This is a genomic window from Chitinophaga silvatica, from assembly GCF_003419895.1.
GTDB lineage: Bacteria > Bacteroidota > Bacteroidia > Chitinophagales > Chitinophagaceae > Chitinophaga > Chitinophaga silvatica.
On sequence record NZ_QPMM01000014.1, the window covers coordinates 1 to 19,226 of the forward strand.

General features: G+C 41.6%; 10 protein-coding genes. 4 read left to right on the forward strand and 6 right to left on the reverse strand.

Going from position 1 to position 19,226, the window contains the following annotated elements:
• Positions 1–8,423: Ig-like domain-containing protein (locus DVR12_RS23560; protein WP_199417188.1), on the reverse strand; the 8,423-nt coding region annotated here is incomplete at its 3' end.
• A 513-nt stretch (positions 8,424–8,936) separates the two neighbouring features.
• On the opposite strand from DVR12_RS23560, the gene DVR12_RS23565 reads away from it, so the two are divergent.
• The 4 genes from DVR12_RS23565 to DVR12_RS23580 all read left to right on the forward strand — a co-directional run bounded on the left by DVR12_RS23565 (position 8,937) and on the right by DVR12_RS23580 (position 12,555).
• Positions 8,937–9,527 carry a TetR/AcrR family transcriptional regulator gene (locus DVR12_RS23565; protein WP_116978271.1) on the forward strand — a complete coding sequence of 197 codons (591 nt, stop codon included), beginning with the start codon at positions 8,937–8,939 and terminating at the stop codon, positions 9,525–9,527.
• 5 nt (positions 9,528–9,532) lie between these two features.
• Positions 9,533–9,889 carry a GIY-YIG nuclease family protein gene (locus tag DVR12_RS23570; protein ID WP_116978272.1) on the forward strand — a complete coding sequence of 119 codons (357 nt, stop codon included), beginning with the start codon at positions 9,533–9,535 and terminating at the stop codon, positions 9,887–9,889.
• A 98-nt stretch (positions 9,890–9,987) separates the two neighbouring features.
• The gene (locus DVR12_RS23575; RefSeq protein ID WP_116978273.1) at positions 9,988–10,308 is read left to right on the forward strand and encodes a DUF6660 family protein; all 321 of its coding nucleotides are present in this window, start codon (positions 9,988–9,990) and stop codon (positions 10,306–10,308) included.
• 111 nt (positions 10,309–10,419) lie between these two features.
• Positions 10,420–12,555: a TonB-dependent receptor gene (locus DVR12_RS23580; RefSeq protein WP_233522454.1), complete on the forward strand. Its 2,136-nt coding sequence runs from the start codon at positions 10,420–10,422 to the stop codon at positions 12,553–12,555.
• Positions 12,556–12,731: 176 nt separating this feature from the next.
• Here the strand turns inward: DVR12_RS23580 and DVR12_RS23585 are convergent, their stop codons facing one another.
• From DVR12_RS23585 to DVR12_RS23605, 5 genes are all read right to left on the reverse strand, one after another.
• Positions 12,732–13,253: a GNAT family N-acetyltransferase gene (locus DVR12_RS23585; RefSeq protein ID WP_116978275.1), complete on the reverse strand. Its 522-nt coding sequence runs from the start codon at positions 13,251–13,253 to the stop codon at positions 12,732–12,734.
• A 213-nt stretch (positions 13,254–13,466) separates the two neighbouring features.
• On the reverse strand, positions 13,467–15,962 hold the full coding sequence (locus DVR12_RS23590; protein ID WP_116978276.1) for a zinc-dependent metalloprotease: 2,496 nt from the start codon (positions 15,960–15,962) through the stop codon (positions 13,467–13,469).
• Positions 15,963–15,966: 4 nt separating this feature from the next.
• A complete protein-coding gene (locus DVR12_RS23595; protein WP_116978277.1) occupies positions 15,967–16,833 on the reverse strand; it encodes a peroxiredoxin family protein in 867 nt (288 codons plus the stop codon).
• Between the two features lie 83 nt (positions 16,834–16,916).
• On the reverse strand, positions 16,917–18,389 hold the full coding sequence (locus DVR12_RS23600; RefSeq protein ID WP_116978278.1) for a PKD-like family lipoprotein: 1,473 nt from the start codon (positions 18,387–18,389) through the stop codon (positions 16,917–16,919).
• Positions 18,390–18,407: 18 nt separating this feature from the next.
• Positions 18,408–19,226, reverse strand: a complete 819-nt coding sequence (locus DVR12_RS23605; RefSeq protein WP_116978279.1) for a DUF4843 domain-containing protein — start codon at positions 19,224–19,226, stop codon at positions 18,408–18,410.

Below are 19,226 nucleotides of genomic sequence, written 5' to 3' on the forward strand. Positions count from 1 at the left end.
GTGGTAGTAGTCAATGCGCCAGGAGTATAATCAGCTGCATTGGCGCCAGGAATGGTCGTAAAACCAGTAGTAGCGCCTGTCGTAGAACTTTCCCAACGGTAAGTGACCGTACCGGAACCGGTACCTGCGGTAACCGATGTTAAAGGATTCGGTGTGGTATTGTTACAGATAGTCTGATCTGCACTGATAGTACCGTTTGTAACAAGATCCTGTACAGTAATGGTGACTACAGCAGTTGGTACTGATTCACAAATATTACTATTCAGTGTTGATAGAGATATTCTTCTAAAGTAAGTGGTAGTAGTCAATGCGCCAGGAGTATAATCAGCTGCATTGGCGCCAGGAATGGTCGTAAAACCAGTAGTAGCGCCAGTCGTAGAACTTTCCCAACGGTAAGTAACCGTACCAGAACCGGTACCTGCGGTAACCGATGTCAAAGGATTCGGTGTGGTGTTGTTACAGATAGTCTGATCTGCACTGATAGTACCGTTTGTAACAAGATCCTGTACAGTAATGGTGACTACAGCAGTTGGTACTGATTCACAAATATTACTATTCAGTGTTGATAGAGATATTCTTCTAAAGTAAGTGGTAGTAGTCAATGCGCCAGGAGTATAATCAGCTGCATTGGCGCCAGGAATGGTCGTAAAACCAGTAGTAGCGCCAGTCGTAGAACTTTCCCAACGGTAAGTAACCGTACCAGAACCGGTACCTGCGGTAACCGATGTCAAAGGATTCGGTGTGGTGTTGTTACAGATAGTCTGATCTGCACTGATAGTACCGTTTGTAACAAGATCCTGTACAGTAATGGTGACTACAGCAGTTGGTACTGATTCACAAATACTATTCAGTGTTGAAAGAGTTATTCTTCTAAAATAAGTGGTAGTAGTCAATGCGCCAGGAGTATAATCTGCTGCATTAGCGCCAAGGATGGTGGTGAAACCAGTGGTAGCATCAGTAGTAGAACTTTCCCAACGGTAAGTAACTGTACCGGAACCGGTACCTGCGGTAACCGATGTTAAAGGATTCGGTGTGGTGTTGTTACAGATAGTCTGATCTGCACTGATAGTACCGTTTGTAACAAGATCCTGTACAGTAATGGTGACTACAGCAGTTGGTACTGATTCACAAATACTATTCAGTGTTGAAAGAGTTATTCTTCTAAAATAAGTGGTAGTAGTCAATGCGCCAGGAGTATAATCTGCTGCATTAGCACCAAGGATGGTGGTGAAACCAGTGGTAGCATCAGTAGTAGAACTTTCCCAACGGTAAGTAACCGTACCAGAACCAGTACCATCGGTAACAGATGTTAAAGGATCTGGTGTTGTATTGTTACAAATGGTCTGATCTGTACTGATGGTACCTGCTATCAGTTCATCTTGTACGGTTACTTTTATAACTGCTGTAGATGCTGATTCACAGCTTTCTCCATTCAAGGTTGAAATAGTAATTCTTCTAAAATAAGTAGTTGTTGTTAAAGCATTAGGTGCATAATCTGCATCTACTTCATTCATGATTTCGGTGAAACCATTAATTGCATTGGTTGTGGAGCTCTCCCAGCGATAGGTAATCGTTCCTGACCCGGTACCAGCAGTAACCGATGTTAAAGAACTCGGTATAATATTGTTACAGATAGTCTGATCGCCACTGATTGTTCCCGGGGTAACAGCTCCCTGTATTGTAATGGTGGAAGTAGCGGTTGGTGCAGATTTGCAGCTTACTCCATGGAGTGTTGAAATAGCAATTCTCCTATAGTAATTAACCGGCAATAATGTAACTGGTGTATAATCTTCCGAAGTAGCTCCTGCAATAGTCGTAAAACCAGTGGAAGCATCTGTAGTAGAGCTTTCCCAAAGGTAAGTGATCATACCTGCACCTGTTCCGGTGGAAACTGAAGTTATTGTAACAGGTGAATTATTACAGATTGTTTGATCGGCACTGATTGTTCCGGGTGTAACTGCACGTTGTACGGTAATCTCCACTGCAGTTGAAGGTGTAGATTCACATACAAAACCATTCAGAGAAGATAGGGTTGTTCTTCTGAAATATGTGGTCACTGATAGCTGACCAGGGCTATAATCTGCTGTCACAGCCCCTGGTATAGTTGTAAATCCACTAGTGGCATTTGTCGTGGAACTTTCCCAGCGATAGCTGATTATTCCGGACCCGGTTCCAGCTACTCCGGAGGTTATTGGTTCCGGGGTGCTGCCCTCACAAATAGTTTGGCTGGCGCTGATTGTTCCTGCTGTTACTGCATCCTGTACAGTAATCGTTACTACAGGAGTAGGTACCGATTCACAAACTACTCCATTGAATACTGATATCGTTATTCTTCTAAAGAAACTAGTTGCAACTAAAGCACCGGGGCTATAACCGGCCGTGGTTACCCCTGTAATTGCAGTAAATCCTGTTGTGGCACTGGTAGTTGATTTTTCCCAACGATAGCTGATTGTTCCACTACCAGTTCCGTCTGTTACTGAACGTAAAGGATTCGGTGTGGTATTATTACAGATCGTTTGATCTGCATCAATAGCTCCCTCGCTGGTACTGCGGATGAGTACTTTAAAACTTGTTTGAGCCGGGCAACTTAAGGCAGGTGAAACAACAGTCGTTTCATCATATGCATATAAGGTAGTTTCACCAGACAGAGAGAAGGATGCACCTACATTATATTTAGTGCCTGCTCCATTTGCCATTGTGTAATAAGCCTGGTTACCTGATAAATTAGTGCCTGTAATTACCGGGAGCGTAACTGATCCACAAGCATTTATGTCGGTAATTGTATTGATCACCGGAAGAGGAATGATGGTTAAGCTAACAGCTGTTCTTGTAGCGCTGGTACAAGTACCATTATTAGACTCAGCGTAATAAACAATAGTACCAACTGAGCTTAAAGTAGGAGAGGTAATGATGTTGCCACCTGTTGCAGCATCATACCATACAATATTTGATCCTGTTGCAGTAGCTGTTAATGTTTGCCCACCGGGAATTTCACACACCTGTTGATTACTACCCGATGGAGGCGCTGGTCTGCCAGCACTTGGATTAATAGTAATTGAAACTGGAGTCGCTTCACAAGCATCTCCGGATTTTTTTGACTTTATAGTGTGAGTGCCAGGTGCAAGACTAAACTCGTTACCGCCCACAAATCCGGCACCATCAATATTATACTCATATGCCGCATTTATCGGGAATACAATTTTTCCGTTTGTCTCATCACATCCGGGATGGAATATTTGTGGCGTAACCGTAGTTGCCGTAGCATTTATTGTAACGGTAGTTGTAGCGCTCACACATCCTGATACATCCAGGTTGGTTGCTGTTACGTTATATGTTCCAGGAGCAAGATTTGTAAATAAAGGACTGACCTGATAAGTAGTTCCTCCATTATTGGAATACCTGAACTGTGATCCTAATGGGGAGAGAACGTTAATGCTACCAGTATTTGTTACACAATCGGGGTGTACAAGTTCCACCTGTGGTTGATCCACAAATTGTACTATCACAGGAGTGATTACACTACAAGAAGTAGTTGGATTTGTTCCCTTGATATAATAGGTGCCAGATACCGTAATGGCAGCAGGTGTTGTTACAGGAATGGTTGCTCCTGCATCCGTAAAGTAAGTATACTGAAGCCCGGCAGTACTTCCTGTGGTGATAGCGGTAGCTGTTAAATCAATCGCCGCAGGGTGGCATGCCACCGGTGGAGCTGTAATAATTAAATTCGGCGCATCATTAATTTTTAAAGTTACCGCTGTTCTTGTTAAACTGTTACAAGCTCCTTTATTGGCTACTGCGTAATAGGTGATCGTACCAATAGAGTTTAAGACAGGGTTGGTGACCACATTCCCATCTACAGGCGCATCATACCATGTAATGTTTGTACCTGACGGTACATTAGCCTTTGCGGTTAATGTTTGCAGGGGAGAGGTAGCACAAACAACCTGATCACCAAGACTTATTGGCGCAGCAGGTACTGTTGGTGGTTGGTTAATGGTAACTTTTAAAGAGGTGGATGTGAGGTTGCCTATTTTTACAATGACAGAATAATCGCCTGGTGCCAGATTGGAGAAAATATTGTTGGCGCCAGAAGTAGTACCCCCATCAATAGAATAAGTTTCTCCGGCCACTAACGGCAGTTCAATACTACCGGTTAATTCATTACAACCTGGTTGTGTAACAATTGGTATAGGCGTTGGTACCAGTTCAACGGTCGCATTGTTGTTGGCTGGTTCCGGATCATCATCCGGAGAGGTAATATTAGCCTTGTTTACATAAATACCAGTTGCATTTACCGTTGCTGTAATGGTGAGCGTTGATTTCGCTTTTGCGGCTAAATTACCAATTGTCCATATTCCGGTTGTAGAGTTGTAAGTACCAACTGATGGATTACTACTTACGTAAGTGTATCCGCTAGGTAGCAGATCCGTAACTGTAATTCCGGTTCCTGCACCAGGTCCATTATTGGTAGCCTCGAGGGTAAATTCTACATTAGTACCTACTGTGGGGTTTGTATTGTTTACTGATTTTGTAATAGAGAGATCAGTACTGATCAATGTTATTATAATATCATCTGTAATGGAACAGCCATCTGGAAAGTTCACTTTAACACTATATGTTCCCGCTTCGGTTACGACCAGTTTATTGCCAGTGCCAATAACAGTTGTTCCTTTTTTCCATTCATATTGAGAGAGGGGAGAGCCGAAGAAACCATCAGTATGAATGGTGTAAGGTAGTTCTGAATTTTTAAGGTTCATATCTGGCCCTAATCCTAATATGGGGGCTGCACCGTCATACGGAGCAATATTCCAACCTATATTTCCCAGGAGGTCTGTACTATGCTCTTTGGCTTTAAAAGAAGCACCCCCAGTAGCTACCATACGTCCTATTCTCACATAATCAAATTCGACTGTTCCGGAAGTTTTAGTAACTGTTGCCGTGGCGACGGAGTGACTACTTTTAATTTCAGTGGGTTTGCACGGGCTACCACTACCAAACCATTCACCTGTAATTGTAGTATTAGTGCCATTAGTAAAGACATAATTGTCGCCAGGGAAAAATATGAGGGTACCAATAATATTACCTGTGCCATAAATGCCCCCACTACCCTTAAATTCCACTGTTCCAAGGTTGTTGTTTGTGCCATAGATACCTATTGCAGATAGCACATTTGGATCTACAAAGGTGATATAATTAATGGTAGTATTACTAAATGATGCGTTTGTGTTGCCGGTTCCGTTGGCATTAACGATGTTGTAGGTTAATCCGCTTGCCGTAAATCCTGAAGCATTAATCACAGAATTTGTGGCATTTAGGCTGCGTTTGGAAGTTCCTCCACTATAGGTCCATGTACAATTAATAGTAGCATTGCTAATATCTACATGTATCGCATTGTCATTCCCACCATTACTAATACTTTTTACATTGAGTGTTTTTCCTGCTGCAATAAAATTACCCTCAATAAGTGAAAAGGTAGTATTGGGATTATTGTAATTATTGGCGATAGTAAGGCTACCTCCGGGTTTATTCATTTGTATATCGAAGCTGCCGAGGGTATTACCTTGCAGGACTGTGGCTTCCGGGCCTTTGAGTTGTAGATAGGATATGTTTAAGGTAGCTGTTGGATTTAGTATGATACTATTTCCCCAACACTCCATCTTCCAGGTACTGGATTTGGTTATTACCGGGTTATTTAAAGCCCCTGCCCAGCTCATATTATGAAAGTAGGCATTTCCGTTATTAACGGTAATCGTTTTGGAAGCGGAAGTAAATCCACTATTCTGGTCGAAATACACATCATCTCCCACTGTAGGAATACAGGCACCACCGGCACCGCCAGAGGATAAACTCCAATGGCTTGCATCGTTCCAGTCGCCAGCCCCACCTATCCAATAACGACTAGCCCCAATGGAAGTAGTAATATTCCATCCGCCGTTCCCACCTGCATCTGCGCCACTGAAAGGGATGGGTAAGGTAAGCGTGCCGCCGCCGCCAGTAGCTACAATATTCTCTAAATAGACATTGTTTACATCTACAACGGCATTGACCCCAAAGGCAATACTTGCAGTACTCCCATTGGCACGTATTTCTCCCAATCCGTTACAAGCCGGATTTACTGCCCTGAATCTGGTATTAATAGTAGTAGTACCTGTAAACAAGTAGTTCCGGTTAGGAGCAGTCAGTAAAGTACCAATGATATTGCCGGTGGCACTTACGGTACCTGCAGCTTTAAACTCCAGATTGGTGATAACATTGTTTCCTCCAATTGCTCCTGCTCCAGAGAATATAAGATCATTAATGGTGTTGTTATTACCTATTTTTGGGGATGTATTACCAGCATTCGTTCCTGTGAAATACAGTTCGTTGATGGTAGTATTGTTGATTGAAAATGTTGCGTTACTACTGGCAGATGTTAAATGAACAACCGGATACTGTAAGCCATCCGAAGAAAACTGGTAAGCCCCTTCAATGTATGATCCGTTTGATTGCAGTTGTTTATTGGTACCTATATATTGCCAGATATATGCCGCATTAATATTGGCATTTTGAATATTCAACGTACGGGGTAGGCTACCAGAACTTTGAAAAGTATGAATGGAAATATTTTTTCCATTCATGTCAAGAAACCCGGAAACAAAGCTGATTTTTCCAGCTGCACTACTCCAATCATCTATTAATGTAAGTCCACCTGCCCCTGTTTTCTGCAAAATATTATTTAACGTTCCCAGGGTATTACCATTGGTAGTAAGCGTTACGGCATTTGTACCGAGATACCTGATGTCAGCATTAATAGTAAGTGTAGAGGTAAGAGTAACTGACCCATAAGCACGCATGGTAAAAGAGGAGGACACATTAAAGACAGGTGCATTTTGAACACCATTGGTCCATGTCATATTATTGAAGTAGGTGTTGGCAGTGGTAGTTACTGTTTTACCTGCTGTAGTGCTGGTGAAACCACTTTTATCATCAAATACCACATCATTTCCTTTAAATGGAATACAAGCCCCACCAGGTCCTCCACTGGTATTACTCCAGTGGTTCTTGTCATTCCAGTCACCACCCCCATTTACCCAGTAAAGTATTCCTGAGGTTCCAGCAGGTTCTGTAATAGTAAAGCCACTATTACCATCATTGTCAATACCATTTACAGCAATGGGTAGTATAGGTCCGGTTGCAGTTAAATCGGTTAGTAGGACGTTATTAATATCGGCAGTAGCTCCAGCAGAAAAATTTAATGTGCCGGCAGTAGTACCGGTAATTTCTGTAAACCCATCACAGGGTGCGCCACCTGCCCTGAAAAGCGTGGTTATATTATTTGTTCTGGTGATTGTGATATTTTTGTTTGGTGCCGTCAGTAATGTGCCGAATGTATTGGGGATTGATCCGGCAGTAATAGAGGTAGTACCTTTAATATCTATGTAAGTGATGTTGTTGCCGGAACCGCTGATAGCACCCCTTTCGTTGATGATAATAGAGTTGATAATATTATTGTTTCCGATGACTGATCCTGCTCTGGCAATTACAACTGTATTTATCTGGTTACCATCACCACTAATGGATCCTGCACTTAAAAAAGTCAGAGTATTGATTTTATTACCACTCCCTATTTTTGCCTGGGAGGATGCAGCGGTATTGGTAAAAGTTAATTGAGGTATTTCGCAATTATTGATATTCATATTGGGACCATTGGCAGCGCTGATTTCTACTTCAGGGTAGATGTCATTTACCATCCATGTAGTACCGGATTTCATTACCGATCCACTTGCATTGAGTGATTTGCTTGATCCTCTGTAGTCCCAGGTACCAGTATTGATAGTACTATTGCTGATATCCACACTTTTTGCCAGATTTCCATTGCTGACGAAGGAACCTATCAATACATTTTTGCCAGGGGCATTAAAGAATCCCGTAGTTAGCGTGATGTTACCCGAACTGGTATTGGCAAATTGGAGATTATCTGATACCGTTAGACCGCTACCCGGTTTATTTATAGTAAGTGTCGGGTTACCTTTGACATTTCCATTAGCAGTAAGAACGGCATCTATTGAGCCTACCATATCCACAAAAATTGAATAAGTTACCTGAGGTGCTAAGATTAGGCTTCCTGACATGGTTAGCATAAATGACCCGGTGCGATTAATAGTGGGGGTATTGGGCACATCCATATTCCAAGTCATACTGTTGCAAAATGAATTTGCATCGATCGTTACAGTCCGGCTTGTGTTGGTAAAGCCTGCATCTACACCAAAAATAACATTGTCTCCAGCTGCTGGAACAATACTTGGTTTATTACCACTGCTGCTACCTAAACGCCAATGGTTGAGATCACTCCAGTTTCCTCCTCCACCTACCCAGTAATAATCGGCAGCATGAAGTTGAAATGTGTAAAGTATCATTAATAGAATAAAGAAACTTTTTTTCATCAGGATTTTATTTATAGGTATTTCATTTAACAGTATTCGCATGCTGAGCCCAGCACGGGCATGATGCCCCTGCACACATTTGAATGAGCTTGCAGGAAGACTGTAATAAAGTCTTTTGTGATTTTCTGATTTAGTTAATTATTCATAAAAGTAGGAGAAGCAAATATTCGGGTTCTCGAATGTTCATGACACAGTTATGATATCTAATTTACTATCGGGTATTGTGAAACTCCTGCTTAATCAAAGAGGCCAAGCGCTCATAAATTAAACATTGTATTTAAAAAAAACATAGCATAGTAACAGTATTATTTTACTTTATAGGTTAATAATCAATCTAAATTAAATAAAAAAAGTATAAAAATTTTATTTTAAGTAATCATATATGAAATAGAGCATGTACTGGTTGATTATTCTAGATGGGTTGATGGGGTAATGTTTAAATAAATTACCATCAAATTTCTCATTCATTGAACTTTATTTTAAAATTTGAACACTGTTCAATAAATTTGCATCATGGTTAGAAAAAAGGAGATACATGAGCAGCGGGTACGGGGCTATTTTATCGACGCTACCAAGGAAATCCTCAAAAGCGAAGGATTAAAAAGTGTTAGTGTTCGTAATATCGCCGATAGGGCAGGGTACTCTTTTGCCACCCTTTATAATTATTTTAAAGATGCAAAAGAACTCGTATTTCATTGTGTGGAAGACTTTCGCAAAGAATGTCTTGACTATGCTACAGTCAAGGCTGCAAAGCAGCCGGCGGGAACAAGGCATCTTAAGGCACTTTTTCTTGCCTACCTCGAGTATTTTGTACAGTATCCCGGGATATACGAATTGTTTTTTAAAGAAGCATTGAGTGACATTGATGATAATGGTAATACTACAATGCTTGTAGTATCATTATTACCAACATTATGCGAAGCTGATTGGCAACATATAGCAAAGCAAAAAGAGTTATCCAGGAAAGAAGTGGAAACCTCAAAATCTGCACTGTTACTGGGTAGTACAGGTATGCTGTCGTTATACCTGGGGCGACGTTACCCAAGTAGTTATGCGTCTTTTTTGAAGGAAGCAGAAAATTTTATTGATCAACAATTAAAATAAGGAAGATGAGTCAGAAGAAAGATCTCAAAATGACCTATAAAGAAATACAATTTCGCAAGGGTGTATATCAATTACGCAACACACGCAACAATAAATTATATATAGGCAGCAGCATGGATTTAGACAGAGCCTGGAATAGTTTGAACCTGCAATTGAAGATGGGAAACTTCGCTAATACTTTATTGCAACAAGAATGGAATGACCAACAAGGACAGGATTTTGTATATGAAATTGTGGAAGTTCTGAAAGAAACCAACGACCCGCAAGCAGATGTGAAAGCTGATGTGAAAACGTTGGAAAGACTTGTCATGATGGAACTACAGCCGTTTGGAGATAAAGGTTACCATACACAAAAATTGTAGTAGTATTACTACAGTAAATCTGAAGATTTATTATACTGCCTTCATAAAAAACAAGCAAGCAATTGCAGGAGAATGTGATCTTACATATATTTGTGCCAATGAAATGGTTCCTGATCGTATTTTCTTTGTATGTAATAGTGCTCTCAGCATTCCCGTGCTGTGGAGATGACTATTGCTGCGAGGAAATTACCGAGGTTTCAAATTCTCAACAGCACAGGGATCATGATAATCATAACAAACCAGAATTACCTTGTAGCCCGTTTTTCTCCTGCAATACTTGTCATGGTGTCATTGTACCTGAATTATTGAAATCTGAACCTGCAGCGGTTCCACTTCCCAGAAACGTATACTATACTCCAACTGCACCTGGTTTACCAGAGTTTCCCGCCTCTATCTGGCAACCTCCCAAATTTGCCTGATTGTTTCTTTGTATGAATGTTTCATACTATGTAGATACATGGTTATTACTCTATTTTTAGTTAGATCAACAAACAATGTTAAAAGCACTTAGCACAATTATACTAATGTGTATGGCCCACCTGTGCCTGGCACAAAACTCATTTACGGCATTTATCAAAGATGCGGATTCAAAAGATCCCCTGATTGGAGCCACGGTAGTAATTACAGGTACTGGAAAAGGAGCGAAAGCTGATAATACCGGGAAGGTAGTCATTACAGGAATTCCAAACGGAAAACAATCCATCAAAATTTCATTTATTGGATATCAGGAGAAAACGGAAATTTATACTTTCCCATTACCCACTGATACCACTACAATTTATCTTGAACATGCCGGCGAGGAGATGGGGGAAGTTGTAATTTCTACCACCCGTAGTAATCGCAGTATTCAGGATATACCTACCAGAGTTGAATTTATTGCAGGGGAAGAACTGGAAGAAAAAGGAAACATGAAACCTGGCGACATACGCATGATGCTTAACGAAAGTACCGGTATCCAAACGCAACAAGTGTCTGCTACTTCCGCCAATTCGAGTATCCGTATTCAGGGCCTTGATGGTCGTTATACTCAGATCCTAAAAGATGGATTTCCTTTGTTTGCTGGTTTTTCCGGCGGATTAGGATTGCTACAAACCCCACCATTGGATTTGAAGCAGGTAGAAGTAATAAAGGGGGCTTCCTCTACGCTTTATGGTGGCGGAGCTATAGCTGGCCTGGTAAACCTTATTTCCAAATCACCAACACCTGAAAAAGAATTGCGATTTCTGATTAATGGTACATCTGCAGGGGGGCTGGATCTTAGCAGTTTTTATGGCCAGCAATTCAATAAAGTAGGCTTGACGGTTTTTGCCTCACGCAATAGTAATAAAGCTTATGATCCATCTAATACGGGATTTACAGCTATTCCTAAATTTGAAAGGTATGTATTCAATCCCAAGCTGTTCGTAAATTTCAGCCCGAAAACGACAATGAGTTTAGGGGCGAACTTCAGTACGGAGAACAGAACAGGCGGCGACATTCTTTATATTAAAGGCCGGGGCGACAGCACGCATAGCTATTACGAAAAAAACAAGAGCAATCGTTTTTCAACACAGTTCTCATTCAATCATCAGTTCGGTGAAGGTAACAGCCTGACTTTTAAAAATTCTGTCAATAGCTTTAAGCGGACTATCTCTATTCCCGGCTATGTATTTGATGGAAAGCAGTGGTCATCCTATACTGAAGCTACGTATAACCGACACCGGGAGAATATGGATTGGGTAGTAGGTTTGAATGCGTATACCGACAATTTTAAGGAAAAACAAACAGATACGATACCCAAACGCAACTACGATCAGAATACAGTCGGTGCGTTTGTGCAAAATACCTGGAAGACTACAGACTGGCTTAAACTGGAAACCGGTTTGCGAGGCGACTACATTATTGATTATGGCCTGGCTATCCTGCCAAGAATTTCCGCCTTATTTAAGATCTCGCCTAAGTTATCATCCCGTGTTGGCGGTGGATTAGGTTACAAAACACCTACTATCTTCACGGAAGAAACTGAACGAATTCAGTATAAATCAGTGCTTCCAATCCGATCAGATGAAAATAAACTTGAAAGGTCCTATGGTACTAACTTTGATCTGAATTATAAATCCGGATTGCTTGATGGTAAAGTAAGTTTCAGCATTAATCAACTCTTCTTTTATACCCATATTAATCATCCTTTATTACTGAGATCAGTTGATGGAAATCTGTATCGGCTAGAGAATGTAGCTGGCTTCATCGATACCAAAGGTTGGGAAACAAATGTGAAATTTGGATATGGAGATTTCAAACTATTTATCGGTTACACTTTTACAGATGCACGACTTAATGACAATGGTGTAATTCGTGAAAATCCACTTACTGCCCGGCATCGTCTTAATAATGTTCTGATGTATGAGAAGGAAGATAAGTGGAAGCTTGGGCTGGAAGCCTACTACTTCAGCAAACAGGCGCTCAGTGATGGAACTACAGGTAAAGCCTATTGGATCTGCGGGTTTATGGCCGAAAGATTATGGGAGAAATTCTCATTATTTGTAAACTTTGAAAATTATCTGGATACCAGACAAACAAGGTTCGGTACTATCTATACCGGTACTGTAACAAATCCGATTTTCAGGGATATATACGCACCATTGGACGGCTTTGTGGTAAATGGTGGCTTAAAATTGAAATTGTGATTCTTAAGCCAATTGATTATTCAATTTCTGGAGGCATTCACTATTGTAAATTCCTCGTTTAAATTAGAAGGCTGTGGATGCCATGTCCACGGCCTTCTAATTTATTGAAGATGTAAATCTGAGAATGTGTGGCATTATTCCACCACCAACAATCCTTGAAAAATAACTAAGCCACTTTACATTTCATTTTGCAGGTCTATTTCGAAAAGACAGCAATTTGGTTCTTTTTGATAATGGGCTGGTAAGTTCGCTGTATCCGTTAACTTAACCATACCTAAAAAATTGAAACCAGCTGATGTATAATGCTCAATTAATTTAGTGTTGTTGCCTAAGGTATCCAGGCGGATAAATCGTTTCCCCATTTGCTTTGCGTAAGGCTTCGACCATCGTACAATCTCATCAATATATCTATTTCCTCTTAATGTTGGGTTCGTACAGATTCTATGTATATAGATAGAATCATTTTTGTCTTTTTCTCCCCAAATTTCTTTATCCTCAAAAGTAATTGCCCAATTACAGGCTATTAAGTTATCTATGACTATTTTCCATTGCCGATTTTCTTTTATTTCCTTTAAAATAAATGTCTCGTCAAAGAAAGGCCAAACAACCATTTTCCTCTGAATTTGTAAATTCCTTGCAGCTTCATATATCGACATAATTTCATTTATGTCGGTCGTTAAGCAATTCTTAATTTCCATACGATTATATATTTTATTGCAATTTCGAACTAATCTAACACTCACCCAATCCGATTCTTGCTATGTTTTATTGGAAATATTTTTTGCGCTTCCGAGGTCAAATTAAATTATTACGGCACTGTTCGTCCTAAAAAAAATAGGGTATCTCCAGATAACTGAAGATACCCCTGGGGTTATTGGTTTTTGCTTATGAGAAAAAATTAAGGAACGAGTTTATTTACTTTCTGCTTCCTTTCCGGAGAGGATAGTAGTGATCCTATTTTCCATATCCTGCAGATGGTATTTTGAGATACCAGTTTGCTGAGGAATAGCATTTCTAATATCAGTGCGCAATGCTACCAACTGGGCACGCATTAATGTAGAAGCATCATTGCCGGTAGGGTCTGGATTTATATAAAAAATAGTACCGTTACCGTTATTCCTGCCCACAATTTCATTTACCTGTTTAAAGGCTCTCTTGCTTAAATCTATATACATTTTTTGCAAACCGCGTCTGTTAAGATCAATAGGTTTGTTGTTGTATAATTCTGTCCAGACGCCCTTTTTCAGATCATCCAGCATTTCAGATGCGGTGTAGGATTTCTTACCCTTGTTCAGAGCTTCATCGCGGGTGAGGGTAGTGATGGTACCAGATCCCATTAATCTCATCAACACATTATAATTTCCTGCGCTGATATAACTGGAAGCCTCAATACCTGTTAAAGCAGTAAGTGTATCGTTCGACAACCATTCAGGTGCTTTGAACAGGTAATCGTTGAGAAACTTCATTGCGCTTTTTTGTTTTTCGTATTCTACAGGTACTATCTGCACACCTGGTTGTTCAACACTCTTGAATGTTTGGTATTCTCCACCGATATTTTTCATTACCTGTGCACCAAACAGGATATATTGCCTGAGCACTGTTTCGTACATGCTTCGGAGATTTTCATATCCTTCGTTTGGTTCGCGTGTCCAGTTTTTCAGTTCAGGTAATACACGCTGCAGATTTTTAATACCGTATTTAGCAGCTTGCACATTGTCGTCGCCAAGGTCTTCACTTTGACTGCGTGGGTCGAGGCCAGCGTTTTCGTTACCGAAGAAGAGACGGTGATTGGCAGACAGACTATCGATGATTAATTTGTTCAGGAAAGGAACTTCCTCCTTAGCGGATTTGAATTGTGGGTACCAGCGGTATCCCCATTCAATGGCCCAGGTATCGTAATCGCCTATACGTGGGAAGATGCCTTTGGTACTGATACCATCTTCCGGTTGTGCCACCCAGTTAAAACGTGCATAATCCATAATAGAAGGAGTATGGCCATGGGCTTCTACCCAGGCTTTATTACGGAGTTTTTCTACCGGCACGGTGGAACTGGAACCAAAATTATGAGCCAGGCCAAGTGTATGTCCGACTTCATGACTTGATACAAATCTGATTAACTGACCCATCAGTTCATCGTCGAATTCCATTTTACGAGCTCTCGGATCTAAAGGTCCTGCTTGTACCATGTACCAGTTACGCACCAGTTGCATAATATTGTGATACCAGTTGATATGCGATTCGATGATCTCCCCGCTGCGTGGATCATGAACGTGCGGACCACTGGCATTAGCCACAGAAGAGGGCTTATATACGATCACGCTATGACGTGCATCATCGATGCTCCAGGTAGAATCATTCTCCGGTGCCGGCAATGCCATGATAGCATTTTTAAAGCCAGCTTGTTCAAAGGCCTTCTGCCAATCATTTACACCTGCAATCAGATATGGAACCCATTTTTTGGGTGTTGCAGGATCTATATAGTAGATGATGGGATTTTTAGGTTCTACTAATTCACCCCGTTTATATTTCTCTATATCTTCCTCTTTAGGTTCCAGGCGCCAGCGGGTGATAAGGTAACGGGCTTTCACGCCTTGTGGATCAGCATCAAAATCAACATATCCACGGGCAAAGAAACCTACACGGGCATCTGCATAACGTGCCTGCATTGGCTCTTTAGGAAGCAATACCATTGAGCTGTTCAGCTCATAAGTATCAGGGATAGTGGTTCCGCCTGCTGGCAGGTAACTACGTAAAGTACGGATCTCGATATTAAGCGGAAATGCTTTTACACCTGTAATAAAGGATTTATCTGCCTGGATACCTCCGATCTTGAGTGCTGTCTTCACCTGCGGACCAAAATGGAATATCTCATTTTCGGTGTTGAGGATATCAGTTACATCGATTACTGTAGCCGGCACAGTCTTATTGTAGGCTTTCACCGGAAATACAGCAGCAATAGGTTCCAGGTTCGATTTGATCACAGCACGGTATAAGCCGTTTTCTGTTGAGTCGGTAGATCGTTCCTGAAAGCGCATTACTTTCATCAGAATTTTATCATCCTGTCCTCTGTCGAAATGAATCACATTTTCTGCAATCTGATCGCCTGCATAGCCGGTCATATTGGGGCGAGGATTGGTGGCAGCCTTTCCGATGCGGTTCACTACGAGGATAGCGCGTGTGAGCATGGAATCCGGTATTTCAAAGTAGTACCTACCATTGAGGTAGTGTACTTTGAACATTCCATCATAGGTTTTTGCCTTCCCGGTGATCACCTGATCGTAGGGTTTGATAGAGGAGGGGAGGCTATCCGTTTTTTTGGCACTGCTGTCTGCAGGTATGGTTTTCTGTGCCTGTGCGCCAGTGGTAAGTGCCAGCATGGTTGCTAAGGCAATGTTGATCTTAAGCATAGTTTTATTTAAGTATTTCTATGAGTTGCTGTACCAGTTCTTCTCCGCGGAGATTTTTAGCGATAATTTTTCCTTTAGGGTCTATCAGGAAGTTCTGTGGAATGGATTTTACCATGTAGCGTTTAGCCACCTCACTATCCCATGAATTCAGGTCAGATACATGTTGCCAGGTTAATCCATCTTTTTCTATTGCCTTAATCCACTCGGCTCTTTTACCAGGTTGGTCGAGGGAAACTGAAAGGATATCAAAATGCTTGTCTTTGAACTGCTCGTATGCCTTCACTACCGCTGGATTTTCTTCCCGGCAGGGGCCGCACCAGCTGGCCCAGAAATCGACCAACACGTATTTACCACGGTAGTCACGCAGCTTTATATTATTCCCGGAAGTATCGGGGGCCTGAAAATCGGGGGCAATAGCGCCTACGCGTACCTTCATAAATTGGTCTATCAATTTGCGCGTTTTCACTCCTTCTTCACTTTGCTGCACCTGTTTCTTTAAGCCTTTAAACAGTTGTTGGTAACCTACTATGTCATCCGGTAAATGACCGATCACATCTTTCAGTGCATCGATGCTGACCATATAATCCGGATGTTGTCTGATAAACGCAATCTCCTGTGTTTTGCGCTCCTGCTTCATAACTTTCATTCGATAGCGCCAGTCGCCCAGTCCAATAGTATCATATTTGGCTTTGGCATTTTGTGCTGCATAATAGTTTTGCTGGCAGGTATCAATTTTATGATTTGCAGCAGCTAAAAATTCAGCCAGTTCTTCTTTTTCATTATTACGTTTAACCGAGTCAGTTACCGGTTGCTGTGCCATAGCGATGCTACTGATGCCGCATGCCAGCGCTAACATGAATTTGTGCTTCATAGTCGTTTGCTATTTTAAGGCATGAACATCCCTGTACCGGTGCTTTACACCGGTAGCAGGAGGGTTCATGTATCAGGTTTTAATTAGAAGACGCGGCTACCCTGGCCTTGTTGCATATAAATTACCCGTTTCACGCGGCCATCACCTTCAAAAGTAGGCTGCGCAAGCGGTTGTATGGTACCGGTGGATGTCAGTTTATATAACCAGACTTTATAACGGTTAGCCTTATACGAAGCTACCGCCAGGTAGTCGGTAGTATAGGAAGATACTCCTGATGTTGGTACAGGATACTTTACGTGTTGAATAGCTGTTACTGTTTCTCCTTCAGGCAGAGTTATCTGTAACCGTTCCGTAACAGTGGTAACATCTGTCATGTAGATATTATTGCCAATGGCATAATAGAGATAATCGGAATCATAGTTACCACCGATTACGTTGGCATGTAACAATCCGTGTGTTGCGTCGAGGGTATCGCGTACCATAATGAGCGCCTTTTCAGACCCATTCAGGAACTGATAAAGGGTGTTCATTTTATATAACATTCCATTCCCATCAGGCATTTTGAAAAGTAGCATGGCTACACTACGGGTGCCAGGATAGCCGATAGACCAAATCAGATCGGAAGTCATATTTTTCAGGTCAGGACCGTTACTTCCCATGTTGGCATAATTGGTAGCATTGAAGTACATGATGGATTTAGTGGTCAGATCCCATCCAACTTCCATAGATCCTACTGCAACCTGCGGTGATGGTTTGTAAGTTTGTGGCAGATCGGTAAACAGCGTACCTTTGGTCATACAATAGGCCTTATTATCATTGATCAGCATCAGGTTGCTCATGTTCTGCGGTTGGAAAACCCTTTGCGGCTTCCTGTTTGCCGGTTTAGAGAAGAACATACTATCGAATGAATAGGTAGCCTGACCATTGCTGACGCGATAAATCCCAGCATCTTTATCCGAGATCACCACCAGGCCGCCATATAAATTAGCAGAAGTTAATGTTGGGCGCATATTAGGTGCAAACACTGCATCTACTGCATTTCCCTCAAGACTTTTCCCATTATTATAGGTAGCGATCCAGTTGTCGATACGCCCTGCTTTATGGATAAAATCCATTTCAGTTTTACCATTATTATCTTTTACGAGGTACCAGCCATCGTTGTTGAGGGTAGATACATTCAAATAAATGGGAACCAGCTTTATAACACCACTTTTCTTATCCCGTATATTAAAAACCAGATAATAAGGGCCAGGATCAAGCATTACCACATAGTTCAGCTCCCGGGTACGTGCCAACGTGTCTGTAACGTTCTTATTTCCGTTGACAGATACAAAGTTGCCGGATATGTTGGTCCAATAGAAGTCATACAGGCTACTATCCAGTACCTGTGGGGAGATACGAAGGGTATCCTGGTGTGTAAATACGTTTATAGTATCCTTAATACCACTTACTCCAAAGGCTGGCAAGGTGGAAGTAAAGCCGGTACTTTTATCTTTAGTACAACTGGCAGCAGCGAAAGATGTCATTACTGCCAGGAAGATATATATTCGTTTCATGATTTAAGATTGAATGGATCAGGGGAATGTCACGATAGGACTTGTAACAGAAGCCGTTTCGCGCAACGGAGCTTTTCCGCTGGCCTGGTTGGCCGGATCACTGTTAAAGTCAACCAGCGCTTGTTTCAATACTGTAGAATATTGGCGGAGGGCACCAGCAGCTGAAGCAGCATCGTACCAGGCCTGATCAATATTTTGTTTCAGTACATCAATCATAAACTGGTGTTTACCGGTACTGTATTTACCAAACCAGCCGGCAGCCAGCCCATTATCTGTACTCCATGATGCGAAGCGTTCGAGGCGATCGGAGAATACCAATGTTTTTTGCTGTGCCGACTTAACTCCCAGACCAAACTGGTCGTTGGCTACGAGTTTGAATCGCAGGCGGTAACTATTGGTAACAAGGCTGGTATCCCGTAGGAGAATAACAGGGATTTTTGCCACCGCTTCATTGGCTTTTACGACCATTATATCCTGAACGGATTTATCATTGAAATCAACGTAATGTACACCCGGCTTTGCCTGGAATGGAACGGCCGTAACAATAGTATCCACGATTTGATTAGTCACCGGGTCGCGTTTATAGGTATACGTATATTCCGGTATCTGTTCGAACTTCACTGGCCGGTCAAAAGACGTGATCCCGCCAATGGTTGAAACGTTGATATATTGAGTGTCTCTGACAATATTTTTATTTTTAAAAACGAAAGTAGCCGACATAGTTATGGTATCCGAAATCTGGATCCTGGCAATATCTGAATACACGAGGTAGGGCGCTTTCCTGCAACCTGAAATAATAACCAGGACAACAGCGCAGTAGCAGATTATTCTTTTCAT

Coding starts and splice junctions, on each gene's coding strand:
- DVR12_RS23605 (WP_116978279.1), bottom strand. CDS start 19,226: ATGAAAAGAATAATCTGCTACTGCGCTGTTGTCCTGGTTATTATTTCA.
- DVR12_RS23565 (WP_116978271.1), top strand. CDS start 8,937: ATGGTTAGAAAAAAGGAGATACATGAGCAGCGGGTACGGGGCTATTTT.
- DVR12_RS23570 (WP_116978272.1), top strand. CDS start 9,533: ATGAGTCAGAAGAAAGATCTCAAAATGACCTATAAAGAAATACAATTT.
- DVR12_RS23595 (WP_116978277.1), bottom strand. CDS start 16,833: ATGAAGCACAAATTCATGTTAGCGCTGGCATGCGGCATCAGTAGCATC.
- DVR12_RS23585 (WP_116978275.1), bottom strand. CDS start 13,253: ATGGAAATTAAGAATTGCTTAACGACCGACATAAATGAAATTATGTCG.
- DVR12_RS23575 (WP_116978273.1), top strand. CDS start 9,988: ATGAAATGGTTCCTGATCGTATTTTCTTTGTATGTAATAGTGCTCTCA.
- DVR12_RS23590 (WP_116978276.1), bottom strand. CDS start 15,962: ATGCTTAAGATCAACATTGCCTTAGCAACCATGCTGGCACTTACCACT.
- DVR12_RS23580 (WP_233522454.1), top strand. CDS start 10,420: ATGGCCCACCTGTGCCTGGCACAAAACTCATTTACGGCATTTATCAAA.
- DVR12_RS23600 (WP_116978278.1), bottom strand. CDS start 18,389: ATGAAACGAATATATATCTTCCTGGCAGTAATGACATCTTTCGCTGCT.